Source organism: Mycobacterium sp. pV006 (assembly GCF_041287115.1).
GTDB lineage: Bacteria > Actinomycetota > Actinomycetes > Mycobacteriales > Mycobacteriaceae > Mycobacterium.
This window is the reverse complement of sequence record NZ_JBGGKT010000009.1, coordinates 36822-60609: the sequence shown is the minus strand read 5'-3', so window position 1 is coordinate 60609 and position 23788 is coordinate 36822. Positions and strand designations below refer to the sequence as shown.

At 65.7% G+C, this 23788-nt stretch carries 21 protein-coding genes; 11 read left to right on the top strand and 10 right to left on the bottom strand.

The annotated features are described in order from the left end of the window. Nucleotides 1-9 precede the first annotated feature (9 nt). The 5 genes from ACAG25_RS15180 to ACAG25_RS15160 all read left to right on the top strand — a co-directional run bounded on the left by ACAG25_RS15180 (nucleotide 10) and on the right by ACAG25_RS15160 (nucleotide 7066). Nucleotides 10-555, top strand: a complete 546-nt coding sequence (locus tag ACAG25_RS15180; protein ID WP_370489296.1) for a hypothetical protein — start codon at nucleotides 10-12, stop codon at nucleotides 553-555. Next, entirely contained in the window at nucleotides 552-1778 is a 1227-nt protein-coding gene (locus ACAG25_RS15175; RefSeq protein WP_370489295.1) for a cytochrome P450, read from the top strand. The genes ACAG25_RS15180 and ACAG25_RS15175 overlap by 4 nt, the downstream gene beginning before the upstream one ends. Nucleotides 1779-2006: 228 nt before the next feature. Continuing rightward, nucleotides 2007-2930, top strand: a complete 924-nt coding sequence (locus ACAG25_RS15170; protein ID WP_370489294.1) for a dihydrodipicolinate reductase — start codon at nucleotides 2007-2009, stop codon at nucleotides 2928-2930. Nucleotides 2931-3200: 270 nt separating this feature from the next. Next, nucleotides 3201-4664 carry an aldehyde dehydrogenase family protein gene (locus ACAG25_RS15165; RefSeq protein ID WP_370489293.1) on the top strand — a complete coding sequence of 488 codons (1464 nt, stop codon included), beginning with the start codon at nucleotides 3201-3203 and terminating at the stop codon, nucleotides 4662-4664. Further along, nucleotides 4661-7066 (top strand): CaiB/BaiF CoA transferase family protein, encoded by a 2406-nt coding sequence (locus ACAG25_RS15160; protein ID WP_370489471.1) that lies wholly within the window; start codon nucleotides 4661-4663, stop codon nucleotides 7064-7066. The genes ACAG25_RS15165 and ACAG25_RS15160 overlap by 4 nt, the downstream gene beginning before the upstream one ends. A gap of 5 nt (nucleotides 7067-7071) precedes the next feature. Here the strand turns inward: ACAG25_RS15160 and ACAG25_RS15155 are convergent, their stop codons facing one another. After that, a complete protein-coding gene (locus ACAG25_RS15155; protein ID WP_370489292.1) occupies nucleotides 7072-7560 on the bottom strand; it encodes a MaoC family dehydratase in 489 nt (162 codons plus the stop codon). After that, nucleotides 7557-8750, bottom strand: a complete 1194-nt coding sequence (locus tag ACAG25_RS15150) for an amidohydrolase family protein (protein WP_370489291.1) — start codon at nucleotides 8748-8750, stop codon at nucleotides 7557-7559. Before ACAG25_RS15150 ends, ACAG25_RS15155 begins: the two co-directional genes overlap by 4 nt. Nucleotides 8751-8889: 139 nt before the next feature. Between ACAG25_RS15150 and ACAG25_RS15145 the strand changes: the two genes are divergently transcribed. Continuing rightward, entirely contained in the window at nucleotides 8890-9330 is a 441-nt protein-coding gene (locus tag ACAG25_RS15145) for a nuclear transport factor 2 family protein (RefSeq protein WP_370489290.1), read from the top strand. 3 nt (nucleotides 9331-9333) lie between these two features. On the opposite strand, the gene ACAG25_RS15140 is transcribed toward ACAG25_RS15145, so the two are convergent. Further along, nucleotides 9334-10233, bottom strand: coding sequence for a TIGR03619 family F420-dependent LLM class oxidoreductase (locus ACAG25_RS15140; RefSeq protein ID WP_370489289.1), 900 nt, complete (start codon nucleotides 10231-10233; stop codon nucleotides 9334-9336). Nucleotides 10234-10243: 10 nt separating this feature from the next. After that, entirely contained in the window at nucleotides 10244-11344 is a 1101-nt protein-coding gene (locus tag ACAG25_RS15135; protein WP_370489288.1) for an acyl-CoA dehydrogenase family protein, read from the bottom strand. A 112-nt stretch (nucleotides 11345-11456) separates the two neighbouring features. Between ACAG25_RS15135 and ACAG25_RS15130 the strand changes: the two genes are divergently transcribed. Genes ACAG25_RS15130 through ACAG25_RS15115 form a run of 4 tightly spaced genes read left to right on the top strand, consistent with a single transcriptional unit; the run spans nucleotide 11457 to nucleotide 16401 of the window. Further along, nucleotides 11457-12653, top strand: a complete 1197-nt coding sequence (locus ACAG25_RS15130) for an amidohydrolase family protein (RefSeq protein ID WP_370489287.1) — start codon at nucleotides 11457-11459, stop codon at nucleotides 12651-12653. A 9-nt stretch (nucleotides 12654-12662) separates the two neighbouring features. Beyond that, a complete protein-coding gene (locus tag ACAG25_RS15125; protein ID WP_370489286.1) occupies nucleotides 12663-13628 on the top strand; it encodes an acyl-CoA dehydrogenase family protein in 966 nt (321 codons plus the stop codon). Continuing rightward, on the top strand, nucleotides 13625-14827 hold the full coding sequence (locus ACAG25_RS15120; protein WP_370489470.1) for an acyl-CoA dehydrogenase family protein: 1203 nt from the start codon (nucleotides 13625-13627) through the stop codon (nucleotides 14825-14827). The genes ACAG25_RS15125 and ACAG25_RS15120 overlap by 4 nt, the downstream gene beginning before the upstream one ends. Beyond that, nucleotides 14824-16401, top strand: a complete 1578-nt coding sequence (locus tag ACAG25_RS15115; RefSeq protein WP_370489285.1) for a class I adenylate-forming enzyme family protein — start codon at nucleotides 14824-14826, stop codon at nucleotides 16399-16401. The genes ACAG25_RS15120 and ACAG25_RS15115 overlap by 4 nt, the downstream gene beginning before the upstream one ends. 62 nt (nucleotides 16402-16463) lie before the next feature. On the opposite strand, the gene ACAG25_RS15110 is transcribed toward ACAG25_RS15115, so the two are convergent. The 6 genes from ACAG25_RS15110 to ACAG25_RS15085 are packed head-to-tail and all read right to left on the bottom strand — an operon-like array spanning nucleotide 16464 to nucleotide 22855. Beyond that, entirely contained in the window at nucleotides 16464-17939 is a 1476-nt protein-coding gene (locus tag ACAG25_RS15110) for a class I adenylate-forming enzyme family protein (RefSeq protein ID WP_370489284.1), read from the bottom strand. Then, nucleotides 17936-18736 (bottom strand): enoyl-CoA hydratase/isomerase family protein, encoded by an 801-nt coding sequence (locus ACAG25_RS15105; RefSeq protein ID WP_370489283.1) that lies wholly within the window; start codon nucleotides 18734-18736, stop codon nucleotides 17936-17938. Before ACAG25_RS15105 ends, ACAG25_RS15110 begins: the two co-directional genes overlap by 4 nt. Further along, nucleotides 18733-19539, bottom strand: a complete 807-nt coding sequence (locus ACAG25_RS15100) for an enoyl-CoA hydratase/isomerase family protein (protein WP_370489282.1) — start codon at nucleotides 19537-19539, stop codon at nucleotides 18733-18735. The genes ACAG25_RS15105 and ACAG25_RS15100 overlap by 4 nt, the downstream gene beginning before the upstream one ends. Continuing rightward, entirely contained in the window at nucleotides 19536-20783 is a 1248-nt protein-coding gene (locus ACAG25_RS15095) for an acyl-CoA dehydrogenase family protein (RefSeq protein WP_370489281.1), read from the bottom strand. The genes ACAG25_RS15100 and ACAG25_RS15095 overlap by 4 nt, the downstream gene beginning before the upstream one ends. Before the next feature lie 9 nt (nucleotides 20784-20792). After that, nucleotides 20793-21599 carry an enoyl-CoA hydratase/isomerase family protein gene (locus ACAG25_RS15090; RefSeq protein WP_370489280.1) on the bottom strand — a complete coding sequence of 269 codons (807 nt, stop codon included), beginning with the start codon at nucleotides 21597-21599 and terminating at the stop codon, nucleotides 20793-20795. 5 nt (nucleotides 21600-21604) lie between these two features. After that, the gene (locus ACAG25_RS15085) at nucleotides 21605-22855 is read right to left on the bottom strand and encodes a hypothetical protein (RefSeq protein WP_370489469.1); all 1251 of its coding nucleotides are present in this window, start codon (nucleotides 22853-22855) and stop codon (nucleotides 21605-21607) included. A 119-nt stretch (nucleotides 22856-22974) separates the two neighbouring features. Between ACAG25_RS15085 and ACAG25_RS15080 the strand changes: the two genes are divergently transcribed. Further along, on the top strand, nucleotides 22975-23787 hold the full coding sequence (locus ACAG25_RS15080; RefSeq protein WP_370489279.1) for an enoyl-CoA hydratase/isomerase family protein: 813 nt from the start codon (nucleotides 22975-22977) through the stop codon (nucleotides 23785-23787). Nucleotide 23788: the final 1 nt, after the last annotated feature.

Sequence of the window (23788 nt, the reverse complement as noted above, 5' to 3'; positions counted from 1 at the left end):
GAATGCGAGATGACCGAGGATCGAGTGGCGCTGCACGAAACGATCGCCTTCGAGAAGTGGGAGGGTTATGCAAAGCCGATCGAGCGGGGCCGGCACGTGAACTTCGGCGAAAAGTTCATCTTCGCACCCGATTACGTCATGATGAGCCCGCACTTCAATGACGGTGCCCCGCAGACCGCAAGGGAGATGTTCTCCGAAGAAGTCGCGGCGGCCATGGCCAAGTACGCGCCGGACGGCGACATGCTCACCCCGGAATGGCGCATGTGGTGGAAGTACCTGCCGGACTACCACCTCGTCAGTCCGTTCGAATGCGTGGCCGGGCAGTGGGGTTTCTCGTCCTGCGACACCTACGCGGGGACACTTTCCGACGGCACGGTGTTCGAGATCCGGGAGTGGGATTACATCTGGACGAATCAAGACGGACACATCACCCGCTGGGACTGGTTCGTCGACCAAGGCAAGTGGGAACAGTTGCTCTCCCTCATCGGGCTGGACCCCAGAGGTTTGACGAGCCAGGAATACACCGTCAACTTCTTGCGTGAGGGCGCTGTGTGAACAGTCGGGCCGAAAATTCCTCGACATCCGTTCATTTCGACCCCTTCTCAGAGGAGTTCTTCAACGACCCGTTCGAGATCTACCGCCAATTGCGCGACCGCGCTCCGGTCTACCACAGCGAGCAGTACGACTTTTGGGCCCTGTCGCGCTACGCAGATGTCGCCCCCGCGATGCGCGATCACCAGACCTATTCCTCGACCAAGGGCGTCACGCTCGATCACTTCATCGACCCCGACGCAATGGTCCCCCAAGGGGTGATCATCATGATGGACCCCCCACAGCACACACGTATGCGGTCACTGGTGAACAAGGTCTTCACCCCACGGTCGATCGCCAAGCTCGAGCCGATGATCCGCGACGTGATCGAAACAGCCGCACAGAACATCGATGTGACATCGTTCGACATGGTCGAAGACTTTTCCGCACTGTTTCCGGTGGAGATCATCACCACGATGCTGGGGGTACCACCAGAAGGGCGACAGCAGATACGTCATTGGCTGGACGCACTGCTGGAACGGGAACCGGGCAACATCAGCACCACGCCGGCCGGCCGCGAGGCTGCGGTATCGATGTGGAGGTACTACTACGACCTGGTGGTGCAGAAGCGATCTCAGCCGCAAGACGACATGATATCGCGACTGATCGAGGCGGAAGTCGAACGCGACGACGGCACCACCACCCGTCTCGACGACATGGAGATCTCGGCTTTCGCGTCGATGCTCGGCGGAGCGGGTGCCGAAACCGTAACCAAACTGGTCGCCAGCGCCGCGGTCATCTTCGCGCGCCACAAGGACCAATGGCGAACGCTGAGAAACAACAGAGACCTCATCCCTGCCGCATTCGAGGAGCTGCTGCGCTATGAGGGGCCGTCGCAGTACGACATCCGCTGGAGCAACATCGACGTCGAGCTTCACGGCACGGTGATACCCAAGCACAAGCCCGTCATGCTCATCAACGGGTCAGCCACCAGAGACGAGCGCGCGTTTCCCGATGCTGATCGCTTCGACATCCACCGGCGACACTCCGGGCACAACCTCGGATTCGGCTACGGCATACACAGCTGCCTCGGGGCGGCGCTGGCACGCATGGAAGGTCGGATCGCCATCGACATCCTGCTCGATCTGATCCCGGAGTACGACGTCGACGTCGCGGGACTCGAACGGGTCAAGATGCCCAATGTCTTCGGCTGGGGACGTGTACCCGTACATGCGTCGGCGCCGTGATCCACATGCGGTTGATGTCGCGCGAGAAGTCCACAGAAGGAGTGATCGATGACCAATGACCGATCTCGGAAGTATCGGGTCGTTCACGTAGGAACCGGGTTGACCGGGAAGCAGGCGCTGCGGGCGATCATCGATGACCCGGCGCTCGAACTCGTCGGAGTCAAAGTGTCGACGGCGGAGAAGGTCGGTGTGGACGCCGGAAGCCTGTGCGATGCTTCGGACGTCGGTGTGCTCGCGACCGACGATCACGATGCAGTCCTGGCGCTCGCGCCCGACTGTGTCGCGTATTGCGCCACAGCGGTTCGGCGCGAGAACGACGCGGTCGCCGACATCGCCAGGTTTCTCGAGGCGGGAATCAACGTCGTCACGTTCGCGATGATCCCGATGGTCTACCCACCTGCCGCGCCGCCGGAATGGCGTGCTGCCATCGAAGCCGCGGCGGCGAAGGGCAATTCCACCTTCTACGCCACCGGCGCTGAACCGGGATTCGTCAGCCTCAACATCCCGACCGCCCTGCTCACGGGGGCCGGTACGGTCGACCGCTACCGCATGGATGAATACGCGCTCGACCTGGACAAGTCATATCCGATCTGGGACGTCCTGCACGAATCCATGGGCTTCGGAAAGCCCGACGGCCACGTACCCGCCCGGATCGCCTCGGGCAAGGTCAACCATGACTGGGAGACCGTGGTGCGATACATCGCCGACATCCTGGGCCTGGAACTCGACAGCATCGATCTCGATTGGGAGACGCTGCTCGCACCCGCGGATCTGCAGACCGATATCGGTGTCATTGCCGAAGGCACGATCTGTGCGCACCGCTGGCAGCTGGCCGGCGTCATCGATGGCCAGCCGAGGGTCGCGGTCCAGTACTTCGCGACGGTCAGTGCCACGCCCTGGCCGGACCGGTGGCCCCGGCCGTCACGAGAAAACCAAGGCGGCATGGTCATTCGCGTCGATGGACGACCCAGTATGTGCCTGGAGCTGTATTTCGAACAGTCACCGACAGATCGGGTGAATCCAGGCGTGGCGGTGACGGCGCTGGCTGCGGTCAACGCGATACCAGAGGTCGTCGAGGCACGAGCTGGCGTGCTCGCCCGGCCGTTGGCGGGGCCGGCAATCGTCACCCGGCAATCGCGCAACGACATGTAGTGGGCCGTCCGAACCTTGAAGCAACGGCCGCGCGGCACGAAGCGCCCGGACACAATGAGACGTAGTGTCCGGTCATCATGCCGTGAGCCGTTGAATCGCCGTGGCGTTCACTAAGAAAAGCGCAGTTCAGGACAATAAACATTGACGCCACAATAGCGGGAGGTGTACACAGAGGGTTGATGTGTAGGAGCTCACGCGTTGCCGTTGATCACGCAGCCGCCTCCTCAAGAGTCCGACAGTCCAGCCGCAGCGGGAGAGGTTCACGCGCCGATGGTCACAACGAGTCCACTCGTCGAGGAGTACGGGCATTACATCGGCGGGCAATGGGTCGAACCGGAGGGCGGCCGCTACGACGTCGTGAACCCGGCTACCGAAGAGGTCCTCACGACGGCCCCGGACGCCGGGGTCACCCAGGTCGAATCCGCGGTGGCCGCTGCGCGTCAGGCTTTCGACGCCGGTCCGTGGCCGAACCTCGAGCCTGAGGAGCGCGCACGTTGTCTGCAGCAGCTCAGCGATGCGCTGCTCGCACGCGGCGACGATGTCTACGCTCTGGCCCAAGCCGAGTGGGGCTGCACGTCAAACGAGAGATTGATCCATGTCGAGGGGCCGGCGTTCATGGTCGGGCATGCCGCGGAACTGGCGATCGAGCCGGCTGAAGCTCCGATGGACGCGTGGGGGGCGGCGGGGACGACCTATCTGCGGTACGAGCCCCTCGGCGTCGTGGCTGCCCTGACTCCATGGAACTTTCCCCACACGCTCAACGTGATGAAACTCGGTGCGGCGCTGGCGGCCGGCAACACCCTGGTGTTGAAACCGTCTCCCTTGACCCCGCTGTCGGCACTGGCCCTGGCCAAGATCATCGACGAGGAGACCGACATCCCGCCCGGCGTCGTCAACGTCGTGACCCCGACAGGTGTGGATGCGAGCAAGCTACTCACGCTGGATCCTCGCGTCGACATGGTCAGCTTCACCGGTAGCTCGGCCGTCGGCCGTGAGGTGATGGCCGGGGCGGCGACCACGATGAAGCGCGTGCTGCTGGAATGCGGCGGCAAGTCGGCGGCCATCCTGACTGACGATGTCGAGCTGAACGATGAGCTGTTGCAACGGATTCTGTTCGAGGGCTGCACCTTGCACGCCGGACAGGCATGCATTCTCAACAGCCGGCTCCTGCTGCCCACTGCCATTCACGACGAGGTGGTCGAACGGTTGAGCGTGCTGGCGAAGGAGACCGTCGTCGGAGATCCGGTCGGTGCGGACGTGACGATGGGACCTTTGATCAGCGCGCAACACCTCGAACGCGTCGAAGGACTGGTCGCGCGGGCCGTCGATGACGGCGCGACAGTGGTGACCGGCGGGCAGCCGGCCACGGGCCACGATCGTGGCTTCTACTACGAGCCGACGATTCTGACCGGTGTCTCCGCGGAGGCGATGATCGTCCAAGAGGAGGTGTTCGGTCCCGTGCTGACCGTCCTGCGCTACGACGGTGACGACGAAGCCGTTGCCATCGCCAACAACTCTTCCTACGGACTCGGGGGTGGAGTCTGGAGCGGCGATGTCGATCGGGCCGTCGCGATCGCACGCCGACTTCGCACCGGACAGGTGTCGATCAACGGGACCATCCCCGGAGATGCTCCGTTCGGAGGCTTCAAGCAGAGCGGCATCGGTCGCGAGGGGGGTGTGATGGGCCTGCGTGCCTACATGGAGCCCAAGGCGATCGGAGTGCCGGTATGTTGAGTGGGCCCCTGTCCGGGCTTCGCGTCGTCGAGTTCGGAACCGACATCGCGGCGCCGTACTGCACCAAGCTTCTCGTGGACCTCGGTGCCGATGTCTACAAGATCGAGTCGCCGGATGGCGATCCGATGCGGTCCTGGGGCCCGATCCTCGGCGACGGCACACAACTTGTCCACAGTGGGCTCTTCGAGTACCTCAACGCCGGAAAGCTCGGGGCCACCGCGGATTTGCGGGATGTCCGCCAGGCCGACTCGGTTCGAGAGTTGATAGCCGGTGCCGATGTCTTGGTGGAGAATCTGACCGCTCCGGCACCTGGGGAATGGGTCGATTTGTTGAGTGCCGACAGCTTGCAGCAGATCAACCCCCACCTGGTGGTTATTCGAATCTCCGATTTCGGTCAAGCGGGACCACTTCGCGGCCGGGAAACCACACCGTTGACGCTGCAAGCGGTCTCGGGCTGGGTGAACGATCGGGAGTTCGGCAGGACACCCGTGCAAGCGGGCGGACGAATCCCCGAGTACATCGGCGGGGCGTACGCGGCGCTCGGTGCGCTCACGGCGTTGCGCGTCGCCGACGGAGCTGACGGCGTGGTCGAGGTCGATCTCTCGATGCTCGAGTCATTGTTGTCGACGTTGCCATACCCGATGATGCTGGCCGAAAGGCTCAAGAGCATGGGATTGCCGACGGACACCAAAGCCGGCCCGATGCTGGGTATCGTGCGTGCGTCCGACGGATGGGTGGGCATCAACTGCCTCACCGGTCAGCACTGGCTCGATGTGTGTGCAATGGTCGGTCTGTCCGAGTTCGAGGAGCACCAGCTGGCGATCATGCTCGGCGGCCCCGAGCGCGACGAGTTCTTCGCGAAGGCTCAGCCCTGGCTGGATTCGATGACCGTCGCCGAGATCGTCGATGTCTGCCAAGCGATGCGCATACCGGCAGCGCCGGTGACCGACGGATCTTCGATATCGGGATGTCCCCAGTACGCCGAGCGGCGATTCTTCACCGAGACCGGCGGCGAGCCTGCGACGACGACGCGCTTCCTCCGCCCGGGACCGGCTTTCCGACTCTCGAAGACTCCGGCTCAGACGTTGCCGGGACCGGCACCTCGCCTGGGCACAGTGCCGACCGAGGCATGGCCGGCGCGCGACGAGCCGGCCGCGCCCCAACCAGTCGGCGACATCGCGCTGCCCTTCGCAGGCCTGAAAGTGTTCGACCTCAGCACTTTCTGGGCCGGGGCATATCTCACGTGTTATCTCGGTGCGTTCGGCGCCGACGTGGTGAAGATCGAGTCGATCCAGCGCCCGGACGCGCACCGGTTCTCGGGAGCCCTGCTCCGCCAAGGCGACGACTGGTACGAGCGCGGCCCGCTGTGGCAGGGGACCAACCTGAACAAGCGCGATGTCACGTTGGACCTGTCTTCGGTCGAGGGGCGAGAGCTTGCGATGAAACTGGCTGCCGAGGCCGACGTGGTGGTGGAGAACTTCTCGCCTCGGGTGGTCGAGCAGTTCGGGCTCGACTACGACTCGCTGGCGCAGGTGAATCCGGACGTCATCATGGTGCGCATGCCCGGGTTCGGCCTCGAGGGCCCGTGGCGCGACTATGTCGGCTGGGCGTTGAACATCGAGCAGCTCTCCGGAATGTCGGCCGTAACCGGGTACGACGATGGCCCACCGTGCAATCTGCAGGGACCGGCTGACCCGCTCGCCGGCGTGCACGCGGCGGTCGCCCTGCTGGCCGCGCTCGACCACCGCTCCCGGACCGGTGAGGGTCAGTTGATCGAGGTCGCGCAGATCGAGGTCGGCGCAGCGGTCACCGCCGAGCCGGTCATCGAGTACTCGCTCACCGGTGCGCTGCGACCACGGGAGGGCAACCGCCATCGGCACTACGCGCAAGGCGTCTATCCCGCTGACGGAGAAAACGAGTGGGTTGCCGTCAGTATCCGTGACGATGCCGACTGGCAGGCGGTGGTGGAACTCATCGGTCGCGCTGAACTGCTCGCGGACCCCCGATTCGCCACCCCGGAAGACCGCCGCGCCAACCAAGAAGACATCGATGACGTGCTCTCTGCGTGGTGTGCAACGCTGGAACCGGATGACGCCGTCGAGCAACTGGGTCAGCGGGGGGTGCCGGCCGGCCGGGTGCTGACAGCGGACAGGATGTACGACGTCGAGCAGCTCGAAACGCGCGGGTTCTATCAGGAGCTGGAACATTCCATCACTGGCCGGCACCGCTACCCGGGGTGGCCGTTCCGGTTCAGCGTCGGGCCGACGCACCACCATCGCAGTGCGCCGCCGACTCTGGGGCAGCACAACACCGATGTGCTTCGCGCACATGGGCTCTCGGACGAGCAGATCGATTCGCTACGCGCTCGAAACGTGATCGGGGAGAAGCTCCTGAACGCCTAGCGCGCTCAGGCGTCGACCATGGCGGCGATGGTGTCCACCACACAGGCGGGGCGGTCGGAGCCCTCCACTTCGACCGTCACCCGCACGGTCGCCCGTCCGCCACGATCATTTCGTTCGATCTTGATCAGTTCGGCGCCGGCGCGGATCCGCGAATCCACCGGAACCGGCGCCGGGAACCGCAGCTTGTCGACGCCGTAATTCACCTGCATCGACAGCCCCGTCACCTGGTAGATCTGCTTGACCAAGAGCGGAACGAGCGACAGCGTCAGATACCCGTGCGCGATGGTCCTGCCGTACGGCCCGGCCGCCGCCCGCTCGGGGTCGACGTGGATCCACTGATGATCACCCGTCGCCTCGGCGAACAGATCGATCTCTTTCTGCGTGACCTGCCGCCAGTCGCTGTAGCCGAGGTGCTCCCCGACGTGGGATTCGAAGCCGGCGATACCGTCGAAGGTCTTCGGTGAAACAGAGGGCGTCACGGACGTGTCCGTCATACCGAGACCTTGAGCCCCAACTGCTCGATGGCGTTGCCGCCCATGATCTTCGCCTTGGCCGATTCCGACACACCCTCGAGCCGGTCGACGAAGCTCAACGGGTCGCCGATGCCCTCCGGGTGCGGGAAGTCCGAGCCGAACATCACGTGGTCCTCACCCATGATCTCGATGATCCCCTTGATGTCATCCTCGAGGAACGGGTGGATGTAGACGTTGCGCTTGAACACCTCGACGGGATGCTCGTCGAACTCCTTGGGCATCGTCCGGTAGGCCTTGTCCAACAGCCGCAGCAGATTTCGCACCCAGCCGCTGCCGTTTTCCACCACGAGGACCTTGAGGTCGGGGAAGCGGGAGAGGGCCCCGTGGCAGATCAACGCCGCCAATGTGTCCTCCATGGCGCGGAACCCCATCACCACCTCCCGCAGCGCACTGGGCTTGAACGACAGGTACTCGTCGCCGCCCTCCCACTCCATGAGGTGCTTCTGGTAGCCGCTGTCCGCGGCGTGGAACGTCACGGGAATGCCGGCGTCGACCACCTCCTTCCAGAAGGGGTCGAACTCGGGCAGCCCCATGGACCGTGACCCGCCGAACCGGCTGGGCACCGGCGCGGGCCGGACCAGGAATGTCTTCATCCCGCGCTCCAGGCACCAGTGGAACTCCTTGATGGCCTCGTCGACCAAGGGCAGGCAGATCACCGGGGTGGCAAAGATCCGGTCCTGGTAGTTGAACGTCCAGTGCTCGTGCATCCACTCGTTGAGTGCGTGGATGATCGCGTGGGTGAGGACCACGTCGTCGGTGGTGCGCTCCTCGATGAGGCTGGCCAACGTCGGATACATCACGCACTGGTCGATACCGAGTTCATCCATCAGTTCCAGACGTGGCGCCGGATGCTGGAAGGCAGGAATGACTTCCATCGGCTCACCGACGAATTCGCGGAAGTTCAGACCTTCGGGGTTGTTGCCGAGGAAGTAGTCCTCGGCGCTGCCCGGTCGCGCCACCCGCTCGAACGTCGGGTTGGGGATCATATGGCTGATGTGGTCCTTGACGACCAGCTTCGGACGTCCGTTGACCTCGACGTAGCCGACCTTCCCCCGGTGCTGGCGAGGGAGGAACTTGGTCAACGCATCGGTGGTCTCGTACATGTGGTTGTCGATGTCGAAAACCGGGTAGGGCAGCGAGCGGGTGGCCATGGGGCTGATTCCTCCTCAGGAGCAGCGAATATCAGCATTTACGATTAGTGAGAATGACGTTATCACCTCGCTGTGCGAACATCCATATGCTTCGGCGGGACGTTGTTTTCGGTCCGGGAACCAGTGCAGAGGAGTGCGCATGCAGATGTGGGAGATCGTGGCAAGGGAATCGGTGCGCCAGACGTTGGCGGACTACACCGCGGCGACCGACCGGTTCGACTTGCCCGTGCTCGCTGCATGTTTCGCGGTAGACGGCATCTTGGAGTTCACGGGCGGGGCACAACCGCTGACCGGACCTGCCGAGATCGTCGCCGGACTCGGTGCGGCGCTGAGCGCGCCGAGCGATGCGGGCCGGCCGAAGCCCAGTCACGTTCGCCACCACGTGTCGAGCGTGCGTTTCGGCTCGGTCGCGGCGGACCGGATCGAGGTGAGCAGCTACTTCGCGGTGTATACCGATGTCGGTCTGGACCACTGGGGGAGGTACCGCGATGTGCTGGTGCCTGTCGGGCAGGCATGGTTGTTCGCTCATCGCAAGGTCAGCGTCGATGGCTTCGCAGACGGGAGCCTGATGGCTGGATGAGCACTACGTCGCGATGAACTCTTTGGCGAACTGCGCGGCCTCTTCGAGCACCTCGGCGCGGTCGGCGCCGGCGGGCGCGATGGGCAGCCAGGTGACACCCGCACTGGCGAGTCGCTGCAGGGTTGCGTGACGTTCGTCGACCGAGCGGGTGGAGTCGAGGAGATTGCCTGCGGAAAAGCAGATCTCCAAGGGTGTCGTCCGGCCGACCTGGTCGGCGTAGTTCCTGGCCCAGTTGATGGCCGATTCGAGTTCGTCGAGCGTGGAGATCTCCGCCGTACGCGACGCCGTTGCGTATCCGAAGGTGTTGAACGGTGCCCAGCCCTGTCCGCGCGATATCGCCCGGCGGACCGCGACCTTGCTGTTGCCGCCGATCCACACCGGTGGCTTGTCCGGGACAGGACGCAGACGCACACCCCGCGCGGCGAAAGAGGTTCCCTCGTAGGCGACGTCCTGTCCCGAGAACACCTTGTCGAGAACGTCGAGCGCCTCGTCGAGGAGGGCGCCCCGGTTGTCGAAATCTATTCCCAGCGCCCGGAATTCGGGCTTGAGATAGCCCGCCGCCGTCCCGATGATCAATCGCCCGCCCGAAAGCACCTGCAGGCTCTGGATCGCCTTCGCTCCGAGGAACGGGTTGCGGTAGGCGGCGATGTACACGTTGGTCAACAGCCTGACGGTCGACGTCGCAGCAGCGGCGAACGACAGGGCGACAAACGGATCGAGCGCATGGTGGCCGCCGTGGTCGAGCCATTTTCCGTCGGGGGCGGGATGGTCGGTGACGTGCACTGCCGCATACCCGTTTGCTTCGGCAGCACCGGCGATTTCGGAGATCGCCGATGCGCACACGAACTCCTCCTCGGCATCGACACGGTGCGTGGGGAGTTCGAGGGAGAACGAGAGGGTCACAGGTTTCCTTTCATGGGGCGACCAGGGCGGCGAGGCGCTGAGCATGGAAGTCCGGACTGCCGAGCATCAGCTCCGAAGCCTTGGCGCGGCGGACGTAGAGGTGACCGTCGTGTTCCCAGGTGAAGCCGATGCCGCCATGCACCCGCAGGTTGTCGAGCGCGACCTGCAGGAGGGCCTCCGAGCACGCCATCTTGGCGACGGAGGCCGCGATGGCGAACTCGTCGCTGTCGATGACGTCGGAGGCGTGTGCCACCGCCGAGCGGGCTCCTTCGACGAGGATCAGCATGTCCGTGCAGCGATGTTTCACCGCTTGGAAGCTGCCGATCGCGCGACCGAACTGAATACGGCTCTTGGCGTAGTCGACGGCCATGTCCAGGCAGCGCTGTGCGGCGCCGAGTTGTTCGGCTGCAAGTGCCAGAGTGGCGATGTCGGAGGTCCGCTGCAACGGGATCTCCGCGTCGCCCTCGGTGCCGATCAACCGCGCCGGCACCTCCTCGAAGATCAGGTGGGCCACCTTGCGGGTGCGGTCCAAGCCGGCCAACACTCGGCGGCGCAGTCCGGGCGCATCCGAGGACACAGCGAACAGTGACGGTCCGCGTTCGGTGTTCGCGGCTGCGAGGACGACATCGGCGGTGTGGCCGTCGAGCACCATCGCAGCCTCACCAGACACGCGGTACCCGCCGTCCACTCGCTGCGCGGTCAGTGTGACCGCTCCCGCGTCCCACGCGTCGAGGCGCCCATTGAGGATGAGTGTCGCGGTGACCGAACCGTCGACGAACCCGGGAACGAAGTCGCCGATCGCTTCCTGGTCGCTGCTGGAAAGCAGGGCGGTGGTCGCCATGGCAACAGTCGAGAAGAAGGGCGCGCACAGCAGCGCGGCGCCCATCTCCTCGAGGACAACCGCCAGTTCGGGCATCCCCGCCCCGGCGCCACCCCACTGTTCGGGGACCGCGATACCGTGCAGCCCCAGTTCGTTGGCCATCTGGCGCCACACCGTGTCCTCATAGCCGTCCTCGGTCGACATCAGCTCGCGCACGGTCTGACTCGACGATGCCTTGCCCAGAAAGTCGCGGACCGCCTCACGGAGTTCGTCGAGCTCGCTCTTGGGCACGTTGCCTCCTGGTCCGGCGTAGCCTCCCCAACCCGGGATAGGCATTCCCGAACGAGGATAGTATGTTTTCCAGTATCGGAGAATAATGATTCTCACGGGAAGGGGCCACGGCATGACAGGCAGACTCGGGTACGGGATCTTCGACTGCGACACGCACTGCTATGAGACGCGCGATGCATTCACCCGGTACCTGCCCAAAGAATTTCATGACCGTGCCATCGCCCCCGTGCGGGGCGCCGACGGGAAGGAAGTCATCCTTGCCGGCCACCGGGTGGCCACCTTCAACAGTGAGGCGGGGCTGGGCTTCGACCTGGCCTATCGGCCGGGTTCGTTGAAGGAGATGCTCAAGCAGATGGGGTCGGGAAATCCCGACGAGACCTACGAGCCGCAGCCCATGCAGCCCGAATATCTCGAACGGGAACCGCGACTGCGGGTGATGGCTGCGCAGAATGTGGAGCGGGCAGTCATCTTTCCCGCCGGAATGGCCTTGGCTGCAGAACATTACGTCGACGACACCGAGGCGTTGTACGCAAACCTGAGGTCCTTCAATCGTTGGTTCGACGACACCTGGGGTTTCAACTACGACGACAAGATCTACGCTACGGCGCTGCTCTCACTGCGCGACCTCGATCTGGCGATCGCGGAGACGGAGGCGATCATCGAGCAGGGCGCACGCATGGTACTGCTGCCGACCGGGCCCGCCTACGGCCGTTCACCCGGCGACCCGTACTTCGACCCGATCTACGCGCGGCTGCAGGAGGCCGGCTGCACACTGGTCTTCCACATCCAGCCTTACTGGTATTTCAATGCGATCTCGCCGGCGTGGGGACATAACCCCGATCCGGCGGCGTGGCACATGTCGGCGTGGCAGTGGATGAACATCTATGGGCAGCGACCGATCGAGGACACGCTGTCCGCGCTGATCTTCGACAACCTGTTCGGCCGTTTCCCTGGTCTGAACGTCCTGGTCGCCGAACATGGGGCCGAATGGGTGCCGCAATTCCTCATCCACATGGACAAGAGCCGCGGAATGGGCCGCAACGGCCCGTGGATCGGTGGCAAGCTGACCGAACGTCCGTCGCAGATCTTCCGTCGCCATGTCGGAGTCGTGCCCTATCCCGAAGACGACATCCCGGCCATCGTCGAGCGGCTCGGATATGACGAGTGCCTGCTGATGGGTTCGGACTTCCCGCACGCCGAAGGTCTCGCGGAGCCGGCTGACTTCGTCAAGCTGCTCGATCCCCTCGACGACGCCGCCAAGAAGCGGATCATGCGGGACAACGCCGAGCAGCTGCTGCGCCGGGGCTAACCGCCCGTGGTGACAGAAGACGAGGCGACCGTCGAGCTGGACCTGGTCCGCGAATCCGCACGCGACTTCCTCGCCGGCCGCGGGGACAAGGACTCGGTCGAGGACCTGGCCGCGCTGGACTGGACGAGCCTGCTCGTCGGCGAATCCTCGGGCGGCGCGGGGTGGCGCCCGGTGGAAGCGGCGGTGGTCGCCGAGGAACTCGGACGCTCGGGTGACCGGTCGGCGTGGCTGGGGGTGACGGTCGCCGCCGCGGCGGTGGACAGCGCTCCGGCCGAGATCCGCGAGAAGTGGTTGGGCCCGTTGATGAACGGCAGCGCGGTGGCGGGTATCGCCGTCGCCGACGACGTCGTCCGGCTGATCCGCGGCGACCGGGCAGACATCCTGATCACGCTGGGACCGGGTGGCGTCGTGCTGACAGAACTTGCCGGTGCCCGACGCCGCGTCGATGATGATCTGCTCGACGTGGCCCGGCCGGCGTGGCGCATCGACGCGTCGGACGCGGTGGCCACCACCATCGGATCACGCGAACGGGCTGAGCTGCTCTTGGCATTGGCACGGTTGTTGCTCAGTGCCGATTCGGTGGGCACGGTGGCCACCACATTCGCCCGGCTGACCGCGTACCTGAAGGAGCGCATCGCATTCGACGTGCCCATCGCGAGCTTCCAGGCTGTCCAGCACCGACTCGTCGAGGTCCTGATGTTCGAGGTCAAGGCGCGCGCGGCGGTCATGAAGGCGGCGCGTGCGGCGGCGACGGGTGGCGGCGCCGAGACGGTCAAGGCCGCGGCGGTGGCGCACGCCTTCGTGGCGGGCAAAGCGACCGCTGCCGTCGACGAGTGCATGCAGTTGTCCGGCGGCATCGGCTTCACCTGGGAGTATCCGCTGCACAACGAACTGCGGCGAGTGTTCACCAATGCCGCACTGCTCGGCACCGCCCGTACAGCCCGCGCGGGCCTGGCCGAGGCGGCGGGATGGTGAGCGCGGGCGCTGCGCGGCCCGACGATGCTCAGTTGGCTCGATTCCGGCAGCAGGTTCGAGCCTTCATCGGGCAACACGCACCGCCGATCGAGGCGCGCGAAGGCCATCGCGCCCCGGTCGACGCGGAGCAGGAGCGTCTACTCCGTAGGTGGTTTGCAGGTCTGTTCGAGGCCGGGTTCATCGGCGCTGACTGGCCCGTCGAGCACGGGGGACGCGCCGACCATCACCCGATGCACGATCGCATCGTCAGCGAAGAGATCCTGCGGGCCCGTGTTCCGCGTCCCGTCGACCAGGTCAATCTCGCCGCACACGTGTTGCTGCACTTCGGTTCCGAGGAGCAGAAGAAGGCCATGCTGCCGCCGATCAGACGCAGCGAGCACGTGTGGTGTCAGCTGCTCAGCGAACCGGACGCCGGAAGCGACATCGCCGGTGTCCGCAGCCGAGGTGTCCGGCAGGACGATGGAAGTTGGGTCATCGACGGCCAGAAGACCTGGATCACCGACGGCCACTGGGCGGACATGGGCCTGGCGCTCATCCGGACAGATCCCGCTTCGAAGCGCCACCACGGTCTCTCGGTGTTCGCCATCCCGCTTTCCACCCCCGGCGTGCAGGTACGGCCGATCCGCACCATCGGCGATGCCATCGAGGTGAACGAGGTCTTCATGACCGACGTGCGGGTGCCGGCCGATGCGCTGATCGGGACGGAAGGCCAGGGATGGTCGATCATCATGACCGGGCTGGACTTCGAACGCTTCGGGATCGGCGGCAACGTCATCCTGTTGGAGTTGCTCATCGACGATCTGGTGACCGTGCTGAGGGGGACGACGATCGACGGCAGGCCCACCGCCGAACGCGAGGATGTCCGTCAGCAGGTGGCCCAGCTCGCGGTCGAGGCAGAGGTGGCCAAGGCGTTCATCGACGATCACGTGGAGCGCATGATCATCGGTGCCGAGCAGGTCGGCGACGGCTCCATCGCCAAGCTGAGTTTCGCCGAGACCTATCACACCGTGGCGGCCTTCGGTGCCGAGTTGGCGGCGACCGCCGTCACTGTCGACCTCGCCGACACCGCGGTGCAGCAGGCCAAGCAGCGACTGCGGGAGTGCTGGCTGTGGTCGCGCGCGTACACAGTGTCAGGGGGCAGCTCGGAGATGATGCGCAACATCCTGGCCAAACGTCGACTCAAGCTGCCCGCCCGATGACCGGGCTCGCGTCGGCCACCTTCTGGGACCTCGTCGACGAGGCCGCGGGCGCACAGCCCGATCGCGTCATCCTCGCCGATGACTACGACCGCGGTCTGAGCTGTGTTCAACTGCGCGATGCCGCTCTGGATGTCGCTGCGGCGCTGGCCGCCGACGGTGTCGGCCGAGGAACACGTGTTTCCTGGCAGTTGCCGACCAGGCTGGAGGCCATGGTCGTCATGACAGCGCTCGCCCGTCTGGGTGCTGTCCAGAACCCGATATTGCCGATCTGGCGGGAAAGTGAAATCCGTTTCGCAGTAGAGCAATTCGGTACCGAGGTGTTCATCACCCCCCGGGTTTGGCGCGGATTCGACCACGCCGGCCTCGCGCATTCCCTGGCCGGGACGCACCCGATGAATGTGATCACCATCGACCAGGAAACCCCGGTGCCGGCGGGACTGGACGTTCCTGTCGGAGACCGTTCGGCACTTCCGCCGCCGCCCACGGACGCCGACGAGGCGCGCTGGGTGTACTACTCGTCGGGTACCACGGCAGCACCCAAGGGTGTGCGCCACAGCGACCGGTCGGTGATGGCCGGGTCGGCCGGGGTGGTGGCCATCGTGGGGGCGACGAGTTGCGACGTCAACCCGATCGCGTTTCCCGTCTCCCACATCGGCGGAGCCGCGATGCTGGCGGCGTCGCTGGTCACCGGGATGAAGCTGGTGCTGTTCGACACGTTCGATCCGGATCTCACTCCGTCCGCGCTGGTACGCCACAAACCGACCCTTCTTGGCACCGCGACACCGTTCTTCGTCGCTTTCCTTGCGGCGCAGCGACGCAACGGCGCAGAACCGCTGTACCCGGCATTGCGTGGGTGTGTCGGTGGTGGTGCTCCGGTCACTGCCGAGCTGAGCCGACAGGTGCGGGAGACTTTCTCGGTCGACGGAGTGGCGAACTCGTGGGGTCTCACCGAGTTTCCCGTGGCAACGGCCGCTCCTCCGTGCGGCGACCCGGATCTGATCGACCGGACGGTGGGCAAGGCGGTACCCGGTGTGTCGTTGAAGGTGGTGGACGACAACGGGTTCGAGGTCGGCGCGGGTGAGCCAGGCGAATTGCTGCTGCGTGGACCACAGTGCTTTCTCGGGTACGTCGACTCCACACTCGACGTCGACGCCTTCGATTCCCAGGGATGGTTCCGCACCGGAGATCAAGGTTATGTCGACGACGCGGGCAACGTGTTCGTGACCGGCCGGATCAAGGACGCGATCATCCGCAACGCGGAGAACATCTCGGCACTGGAGATCGAGAACGTACTGGCGGCGCATCCCGACGTCGTCGACGTCGCGGTGATCGGGGTCCCCGACGTGCGGACCGGCGAACGGGTCTGCGCCGTGGTGGTGGTGCGTCCCGGAGCTGACGTGTCGCTGAGCGCGCTCTCCGAGCACTGTCGGGCACTCGGGCTCAGCAGACACAAGTCGCCCGAACGACTCGAGCTGGTGCCGGCATTGCCGCGTAACTCGACCGGCAAGGTGCTCAAGACAGAACTCAGGCGGACGTTCCGCGTGCCGGACGAGACGAACTGTTCAGAGAGCTGAGGCGTACCTGCGAGTCGCGGGCGGTGACACGACACCGCATGCACTGACCGGGAGCGGGTGTCCTAACAGCTCCGCTCGGTCTGGGGATCACCGGCGGCAAGCACGGCGAGGTCGCGTTTGACCACCTTGCCCACGTCGTTGCGCGGAAGTCGCTCGACGAACACCACGCGGGCGGGAACACGGTACGGCGTCAGACGTTCCCGGCACCACGCCACGAGATCGTCTGCGGTCACCGAATCGTCGGTTCGCGCGACGAACGCCCAGGGCACTTCGCCGAGGCGTTCGTCGGGAACACCGACCACCGCGGCCTCCCGTACCCCGTCAGCGGCCAACAGGACATCTTCGACGGTGCCCGGGAAGACCTTCAGCCCGCCGCGATTGATCATGTCCGAGACTCTGCCGTCGAGCCACAGGAAGCCGTCCTCGTCGAACCATCCGAGGTCGCCGGTATGGAACCAGCCGTCATCGGTGAGCCGGTCGAGGAAGGCGGGGTCGATCTTGCGCTCAGCGGTGGTCGGGGTCCGGACCATCACTTCGTCCTCGGCGATCGACACGTCGATCCCCGGCAAGGGCCGCCCGACCGATCCCAGTTTCACCTCGCCCCATTCACGGGCGTCGGCGGCCGACCAACCGACGACCTCACCGCCGAGTTCTGTCTGACCGTACGAGTTCAGCACCAGCACTCCGAACTTGTCGCGGAACCGGGCCGCGTGCACGGGCGACAGCGGCGCCGTGATAGAGCGGACGATCTTCAGCGGCGAGAGATCGGTGACGCTTTCGTCGTGGAGCACCATGGTCAACGCCGCGGGTGGCAGCACCGTGGAGCGCAGCTGATGCCGTGCCACCAGCGCGGCGAAGTCGGGTGCAGAGAACCGGTCCATCAGCACGACACCCGAGCCGGCCCGGAATGCGAAGAGAATCTGGTAGATACCGGCCCACAGTGACAGCGACAGCGGCACCAGATTGGGCATCGGCGCTCTGCCCGAGGGGCGGGCAGCGGCCTTGGCGCCGCGAAGTTTGAGCAGCAGACGGTCGATGAGATCGACGACGGTGGCGTGGCGCAGCGGGACGGGCTTGGGCGCGCCCGTGGTGCCCGAGGTGAACTGCAGCAGCGCGACATCCTCGTCGTACTGCCGAGGGTTGCTCGGCGCGTCGGTGCCGACAGTGAAGTGCCACCGTAGATCCTCGCCTGTCACCACCGGCAGCCCGAACGACGAGAAGCGCTGCGCAAGAGTCGGTGTGGTGATCACCGCGACCGGCCGAAGCGTGGCTAGCTGCTCAGCCAGCTCGGCGTCGGCCGCGCGCGGGTTGAGCGGGGTGTAGACACCGCCGGCGGCCCAGGTGCCGAACAACGCGGCGACGGTGGTGGCGTCGTTGGGCAGCATCGCGGCGACCACTCGCCCGGCCTGCAGTCCGCTGTCCGCCAGCACCGTCCTCAGGCGCTGGGTACTGGCGCGCAACTGTGCACTGGTGACATCGGCGTCCAACGTGTGGACGGCGACGTCGGGCAGCCCGTCGAGCAGCTCGGCGAGGCTCACGAGCTGCCTTCGATGGGCGCCCATTCGGGGGTGCGTTTGTCGGCGAAGGCGCGGGGCCCCTCGTCTTGATCGGGATGTCCCCACATCGACGTGAGGTGCTTCGCGCCCTCGCGGCAGGCGTCGGTCAATCCGTACTCCAGCGCCCCCCACAGCGCACGTTTGGTGGCACGCATAGCCGCCGGGGAATTCCGGGCGATCGTCTCGGCGAGCTCCTGGGCAACGTCGCGCAGCCGTTCCGGTGGGTCGACGATCTGACTGATCATCCCCAACTCGTAGGCGCGTTGCGCGGTGAGCCGCTCGTGACCGCCCACGAGAGCCATGCGCAGCACGGCCTCGGCGGGAATCTTGCGCATGAGCGCGATGGTTTCCAGAGCACTCACCTGGCCGATCGACACGTGCGGGTCGACGAAGGTGGCGTCCGACGCGGCGATGACGATGTCGGCGTCGGCGACCCAGTGCAGGCCACCGCCCGCACACACTCCATTGATCGCCGTGATGACCGGTTTGCCCACGTTGCAGTGCCAGGCAGTGAGCTTGAGATCGAGCGTGCGCAGAGTCTCCTGGAATTGCAGAATGCCCTCGCCGTCGAGTTCGTCGACGTCGTTGCCCACCTGGAACGCTCGCCCGTTCCCGGTGTGGACGATGACGCGTACGGCCGGATCGGCATCGAGTTCTGCCCAGGCCCTGGGGAATTCCTGACGCATGACGCTGTCATAGGCATTGAGCCGGTCGGGACGGTTGTTGATGATCCATCCGACCGGGCCGCGTCGCTCGACGATGAGCCGTTGATACGTCACTGCACCTCCACACATTTCTGCCATTGCGGGCTGCGCTTCTCACGCCACGCGCGCACGCCCTCCGCGCGGTCAGGGTGATCGCGCAGTGGCCAGATGTCCTCGGCGGCCGCACGTCTGGCTTCTGTCAGGCCGACTTCCAGGGAACGCCACAGCGCCTTCTTGGTGGCACGCATGGCAGTGGGGGAATTCGCGGCGACGGCCTTCGCCAGCTGGGCGGCGGCGCTGACCAGCTGGTCGTCGGGCACCACGTCGGAGGCGATTCCGAGTTCGCGAGCCCGTCGCGCGGAGATACGCTCTCCCTTGCCGCACAGTGTCATCCGCAGGATCGCCTCCATCGGAGATTTGCGCAGCAAGGTGATGGCCTCATAGGCGACGGCCTGCCCCACAGATACGTGCGGATCCACGAAGGAGGCGGCTTCGGCGGCGATGACGATGTCGGCGTCGGCCACGAGATGGAGTCCACCACCTGCGCACACGCCGTTGACCGCTGCGATGACGGGTTTCCAGACCTCGCAGTGCCAGGACGAGATCTTCGGGGTGGCGTCCCTGGTGCGGCGGGAGTGCTTCCGCATCGCATCCCTGTCCCGGGCCACCTGTACGACGTCCATGCCGGTACAGAACGATCTGCCGTTGGCCGTGTTGACGATGACCCGGACATCGGGATCGGCGTCCAGCTGGGCCCACGCCTGCTCCAATTCGTCGAGCATCAGCGCGTCGAACGCGTTGCCCGCCTCGGGTCTGTTCAGGATCAGCCAGCCGATGCCGTCGGCCACGTCGACGACGAGCCGCTCGTATGCCGTCATGATCGCGGAATATCCTTCCAGGGCTTGCCCTTCCACGGGTCAGGCTCCTTGGGCAGCCCCAGGACCCGTTCACCGAGGATGTTCTTGTTGATGTCGGTGGTGCCGCCCTCGGTGCCGTTGGCCAGGCTGCGCATCCATCCCTGTACCTCACGGGGCAGGTGGTCTGCTCCGTCGCCGGGGTCCCAGGCCAGGGCAGCGGTCCCGAGCAGATCGACCATGACGTTCTGGATCTGTTGATTGAGGGTGGCTTGATGCACCTTGCCGATCGACGAAGCCGCGCCCGGAGACTGTCCGGCGGCCAGCGCTGCCCGCACACGCGTGTTGGTCCAGCCGCGAATCTTCTCCTGTGCCCACAGGCGCATCACCTTGCTCCGGACCACGGGATCGTTCCAGCGCCCCATCTCCTGGGCGAGCGTGATCAGTCGCTCCGCGCTCGAACCGCCGAGTCGGCCCATACCGCCCGAACCCGAGCCGGAGACCATCTGCCGCTCGCTGGACAGCGTCGACGCGCTCACCCGCCAACCATCGTTGACCTCACCGACCCGGTGTGCGTCGGGTACCCGCGCCCCGTCGAGGAACACCTCGTTGAACTCCGCTTCGCCGGTGATCTGACGCAGCGGTCGTACGTGGACGCCCGGCTGATGCATGTCGAGCAGGAAGTAGGTGATGCCCTTGTGCTTGGGCTGGTCCGGATCGGTGCGGGCGAGCAGGATGGCGTAGTTGGCCTCGTCGGCCCACGTCGTCCACACCTTCTGCCCGGTGATCACCCACTCGTCACCGTCGCGGACCGCCCGCGTCGCCAGCGACGCCAGATCCGAGCCGGCGCCGGGCTCGCTGAACAGCTGACACCACTTCTCCTCGTTGCGCACGATCGGTGGCAGGAACCGCAGCCGTTGTTCTTCGTTCCCGTGGCTGAACAGCGCCGCGGCGGTGTTGTTGAGTCCCAAGGGATTGAGCCGATTGAGTCGCAGTGGGGCCAACACCGTTTCGACGGCGCGAGCGGTCTCATTGCTGATTCCCAGGCCACCGTACTGCGCCGGCCACGTCGGCACGACGAGCCCGGACTCCGCGAACACCGGGTACCACTGCCGGTATTCGGCCGGACTGCGTACCGACCGCAGCGCTTGGGCTCCCGTGTCGGCCGCGGTACGCCATGTTTCGGGAACATGGGTGCGCACCCACTGCTCGACCGCGGCGACAGCGTCGCCGGTGCTGGTGGATCCGTCAATGGTCAACCGGGTCATGAGTCCTCGTCAACGGCCGTGGAATTCAGCGTCGCGCTTCTCCTGGAAGGCCGCCAGTCCTTCCTTGAAATCCTCGCTACGGCTGGACAGTTCGAGCGCCATCGCCTCGTTGTGAAGGTGGCGGTCGAGATCCAGGCCGTTACCGCTGTGCAGCAACCACTTGGTCAAGCCGAGTGCTACTGTCGGCGCCTTGGCCAGCTTGGTCTCCAGGTGTGCTGCCGCGGCGTCGAGTTCTGCCTCCGGATGGGCGCTGTGGACGATGCCCCACTGCGCGGCAGTGCTGCCGGAGATCTCCTCACCCAGCATCAGCAGTTGGCGGGTCCGGACCATACCGATCAAGCGGGGGAGCAGCCACGCAGCGCCGCTGTCCGGAGTGAAGCCGCGTGCCATGAACGGTTCCCAGAAGCGCGCATCGTCGGCGGCCACACAGAAGTCGGCGGCCATCGCAATGTGAAAACCGAGGCCGGCCGCCCAGCCGCGGACGACGGCCACGATCGGCACCTGCGTCTGGAGCATCAGCGGGATCAACCGGTTGGCTTTGTTCGGCAGCCGGCGCTGCGTACTACCGACGCGGGGCTTCCGTGCGGACTTGGCGTTCCTCGCGACCAGGTCCGAGCCGGCGCAGAAGTCCGGTCCGTCGGCCTGGATGCGGATGATCCGTACCGACTCGTCGACACCCGCGGAGGCGAGGTGGCCGATCATGGCATCGAGCATGACGTCGTCGACGGCGTTGCGGTTCGACGCCCTGTCGAGGGTGAGTTCCAGCACGGGGCCCCGATGGTCGGCGCGCAGGCCGGGGACAGTCTCATACGACATGCTCGTCAACGTTCCGCGAACTGGGCGGAGACCGCGCTCAGAAGCTCGGCCAGATCAGTGGCGCCGCCGGGCGGTTCGGGCAAGCGAACCGAGCCGTGCTCACGGCTGGGCAGCAGAATGGTGGCCCGCCCCGGCACAGTCACCTGGCCGCGATGATTCGTCGCGGCGAGCTCGAGATCGACTGCGGGACGTTCTCCCTCTGCGAGGTACTTCCGCACCACCGTCCCGGAGATCGTGTGCAGGTCGCCGACGTAGTTGAACAGGCGGAATTCACACTCGAGCTTCCACAGCCACGCGTCGTCGCCCATCCAGTCGGTGCACAGATGGATCAGCCAGGTTTCCCGCATGCGGCCGTAGTCGAATGTGGTCGGGTTACCGGCGTTGCGTGCCGCGGCGGGATCCCAGTGCACCCGTTGCTGGACATCGGGCACGCCGTGCTCGTTGGGCGTGTAGAAACGGGGAATGCGTCGTCGGTTTCGCCACGCCAACCCCAGCGGGCGCACGCCGTACATGCCGGTGCCCATCCCGACGTGCCAGCAGACCATGTCGGTGACGGTCAGCGGGCCTTTGGTCAACGAGCCGACGGGATCGCCCTCGGCGACGTCCTCCCACCACCGGGGTGCCGCTCCGCGGCGGACTTCACGTGCATACCGTTCGTCGAGTTCGGCGATCTCCTCCGGGCTCCACACCTTCGGCTCGACGGTCTCGTACTTCTTCTTGCCCCGGGCCTTGCTGCGTTCGGTGCGGATCATGTTGCGGTACTGCCCGCCGAGCAGTGTGCCTTCGTCGTCGCGGAAAACCTGAGCCGACCACTCGTGGATGGCGCGCTCGGCGAATTCACTGCTCTTGTCCAGGGCGGCTACCAGCGCGTTGCGTCGGAACACCCGGCGGCCTGCGCGCAGCGGTGCCCACCATTCCCGCGAGGACGACGCGAAGAACGCGTGCACGCCGCGCAGTGGGTCGCCCTTGGTCAGCTCACGTTCGTCGTCGGAGAGCGCGATCGCCTCGTCCTCACCGATCAAGGTGTCGCCCCCGACCAGCGCGGGTGGCGCGATCGGCCGGCCCCAGACCGACGCGGCGGCATATCCCGGATCGGTCCACAGCGGGTTGGCGTCCCCGTAGCTTTCCGCGACATGCCGAAAGGCGTCCTCGCCGGGGCGAAAATAGTGCGGCGGTTGCGGGTTCGGTACGGGGATACCGATCGTGGCGCGCAGCCGCGCCAGTCCCTCATCGGTGATCTGGCCCGTCGCTGTCAGGGAGTCCGCCATACACTGCCTCCTCGAATGGCCCGCCACGTTGCCGAACCAAGGTGGAAATTAAAATACCCGAAAAGCGGAAACGCCGTTAACGCCAGCAGGCTGAAGGGTGCACACAGGTGAATGCAGAAGGCCCGGGGATCGTCGTGACCGTCGGGGACGACGGCGTGCAAAGAATCATGATCGATCGTGCCGATGTCGGTAATTCCTTGTCCCCGAACGCACGTGAGGCGCTGACCGACGCCTTTCGGCACGCACACGACAGCCCTGCGGTTCGAGCGGTGCTGCTGACTGCAGCGGGTGACCGGCACTTCTGTGCGGGGGCCGGTGTGGCGGCGCAGGACTCTCCGACACCGTCGCCACAGCGGCGGCCCGGTGACATCGCACGCATGCTGCAGGACGGCTACCAACGCATGGTGGCTTCGGTGTTGGACTGTGACAAACCGGTCGTCGCCGCGGTCAAGGGTTCGGCGGCGGGCGCCGGGGCAAGCCTGGTGCTGGCCTGCGACCTGGTGGTGATGTCGCGCGAAGCGCGTCTGGTCCAGGCGTTCGTGCATCGCGGAATCCTGCCGGACTCCGGAGCCGTTCATCTGCTGACCCGGATCGTCGGGCTGCGCAGGGCCACCGAGCTTCTGATGCTCGGTGAGCCGGTGGACGCCGCAACATGTGAGCGATTGGGAATTGCGAACCGTGTTGTGGCGCCGCAGGACACCGACAGCACCGCCGAAGCGCTCGCGGTTCGACTGGCCGCGGGTCCGACCGTGGTGCTGTCGTTGACCAAGCGCCTCCTCGCCGTCTCCTCGGAGTCCGGGCGCGACCGGGCGTTCGAGCAGGAGGCCTGGGCCGCGGAGGTGGTATCCCACACGGCGGATCTGCGGGAGGGGCTGACGTCGTTCGCCGAGCGCCGGAAGCCGCGCTTCCAGGGCTTCTGAC

Excerpts from the sequence above, each read along its gene's own strand:
- ACAG25_RS15180 (WP_370489296.1), top strand. The coding sequence starts at position 10 with ATGACCGAGGATCGAGTGGCGCTGCACGAAACGATCGCCTTCGAGAAG.
- ACAG25_RS15165 (WP_370489293.1), top strand. The coding sequence starts at position 3,201 with ATGGTCACAACGAGTCCACTCGTCGAGGAGTACGGGCATTACATCGGC.
- ACAG25_RS15155 (WP_370489292.1), bottom strand. The coding sequence starts at position 7,560 with ATGACGGACACGTCCGTGACGCCCTCTGTTTCACCGAAGACCTTCGAC.
- ACAG25_RS15150 (WP_370489291.1), bottom strand. The coding sequence starts at position 8,750 with ATGGCCACCCGCTCGCTGCCCTACCCGGTTTTCGACATCGACAACCAC.
- ACAG25_RS15145 (WP_370489290.1), top strand. The coding sequence starts at position 8,890 with ATGCAGATGTGGGAGATCGTGGCAAGGGAATCGGTGCGCCAGACGTTG.
- ACAG25_RS15130 (WP_370489287.1), top strand. The coding sequence starts at position 11,457 with ATGACAGGCAGACTCGGGTACGGGATCTTCGACTGCGACACGCACTGC.
- ACAG25_RS15115 (WP_370489285.1), top strand. The coding sequence starts at position 14,824 with ATGACCGGGCTCGCGTCGGCCACCTTCTGGGACCTCGTCGACGAGGCC.
- ACAG25_RS15100 (WP_370489282.1), bottom strand. The coding sequence starts at position 19,539 with ATGACGGCATACGAGCGGCTCGTCGTCGACGTGGCCGACGGCATCGGC.
- ACAG25_RS15095 (WP_370489281.1), bottom strand. The coding sequence starts at position 20,783 with ATGACCCGGTTGACCATTGACGGATCCACCAGCACCGGCGACGCTGTC.
- ACAG25_RS15090 (WP_370489280.1), bottom strand. The coding sequence starts at position 21,599 with ATGTCGTATGAGACTGTCCCCGGCCTGCGCGCCGACCATCGGGGCCCC.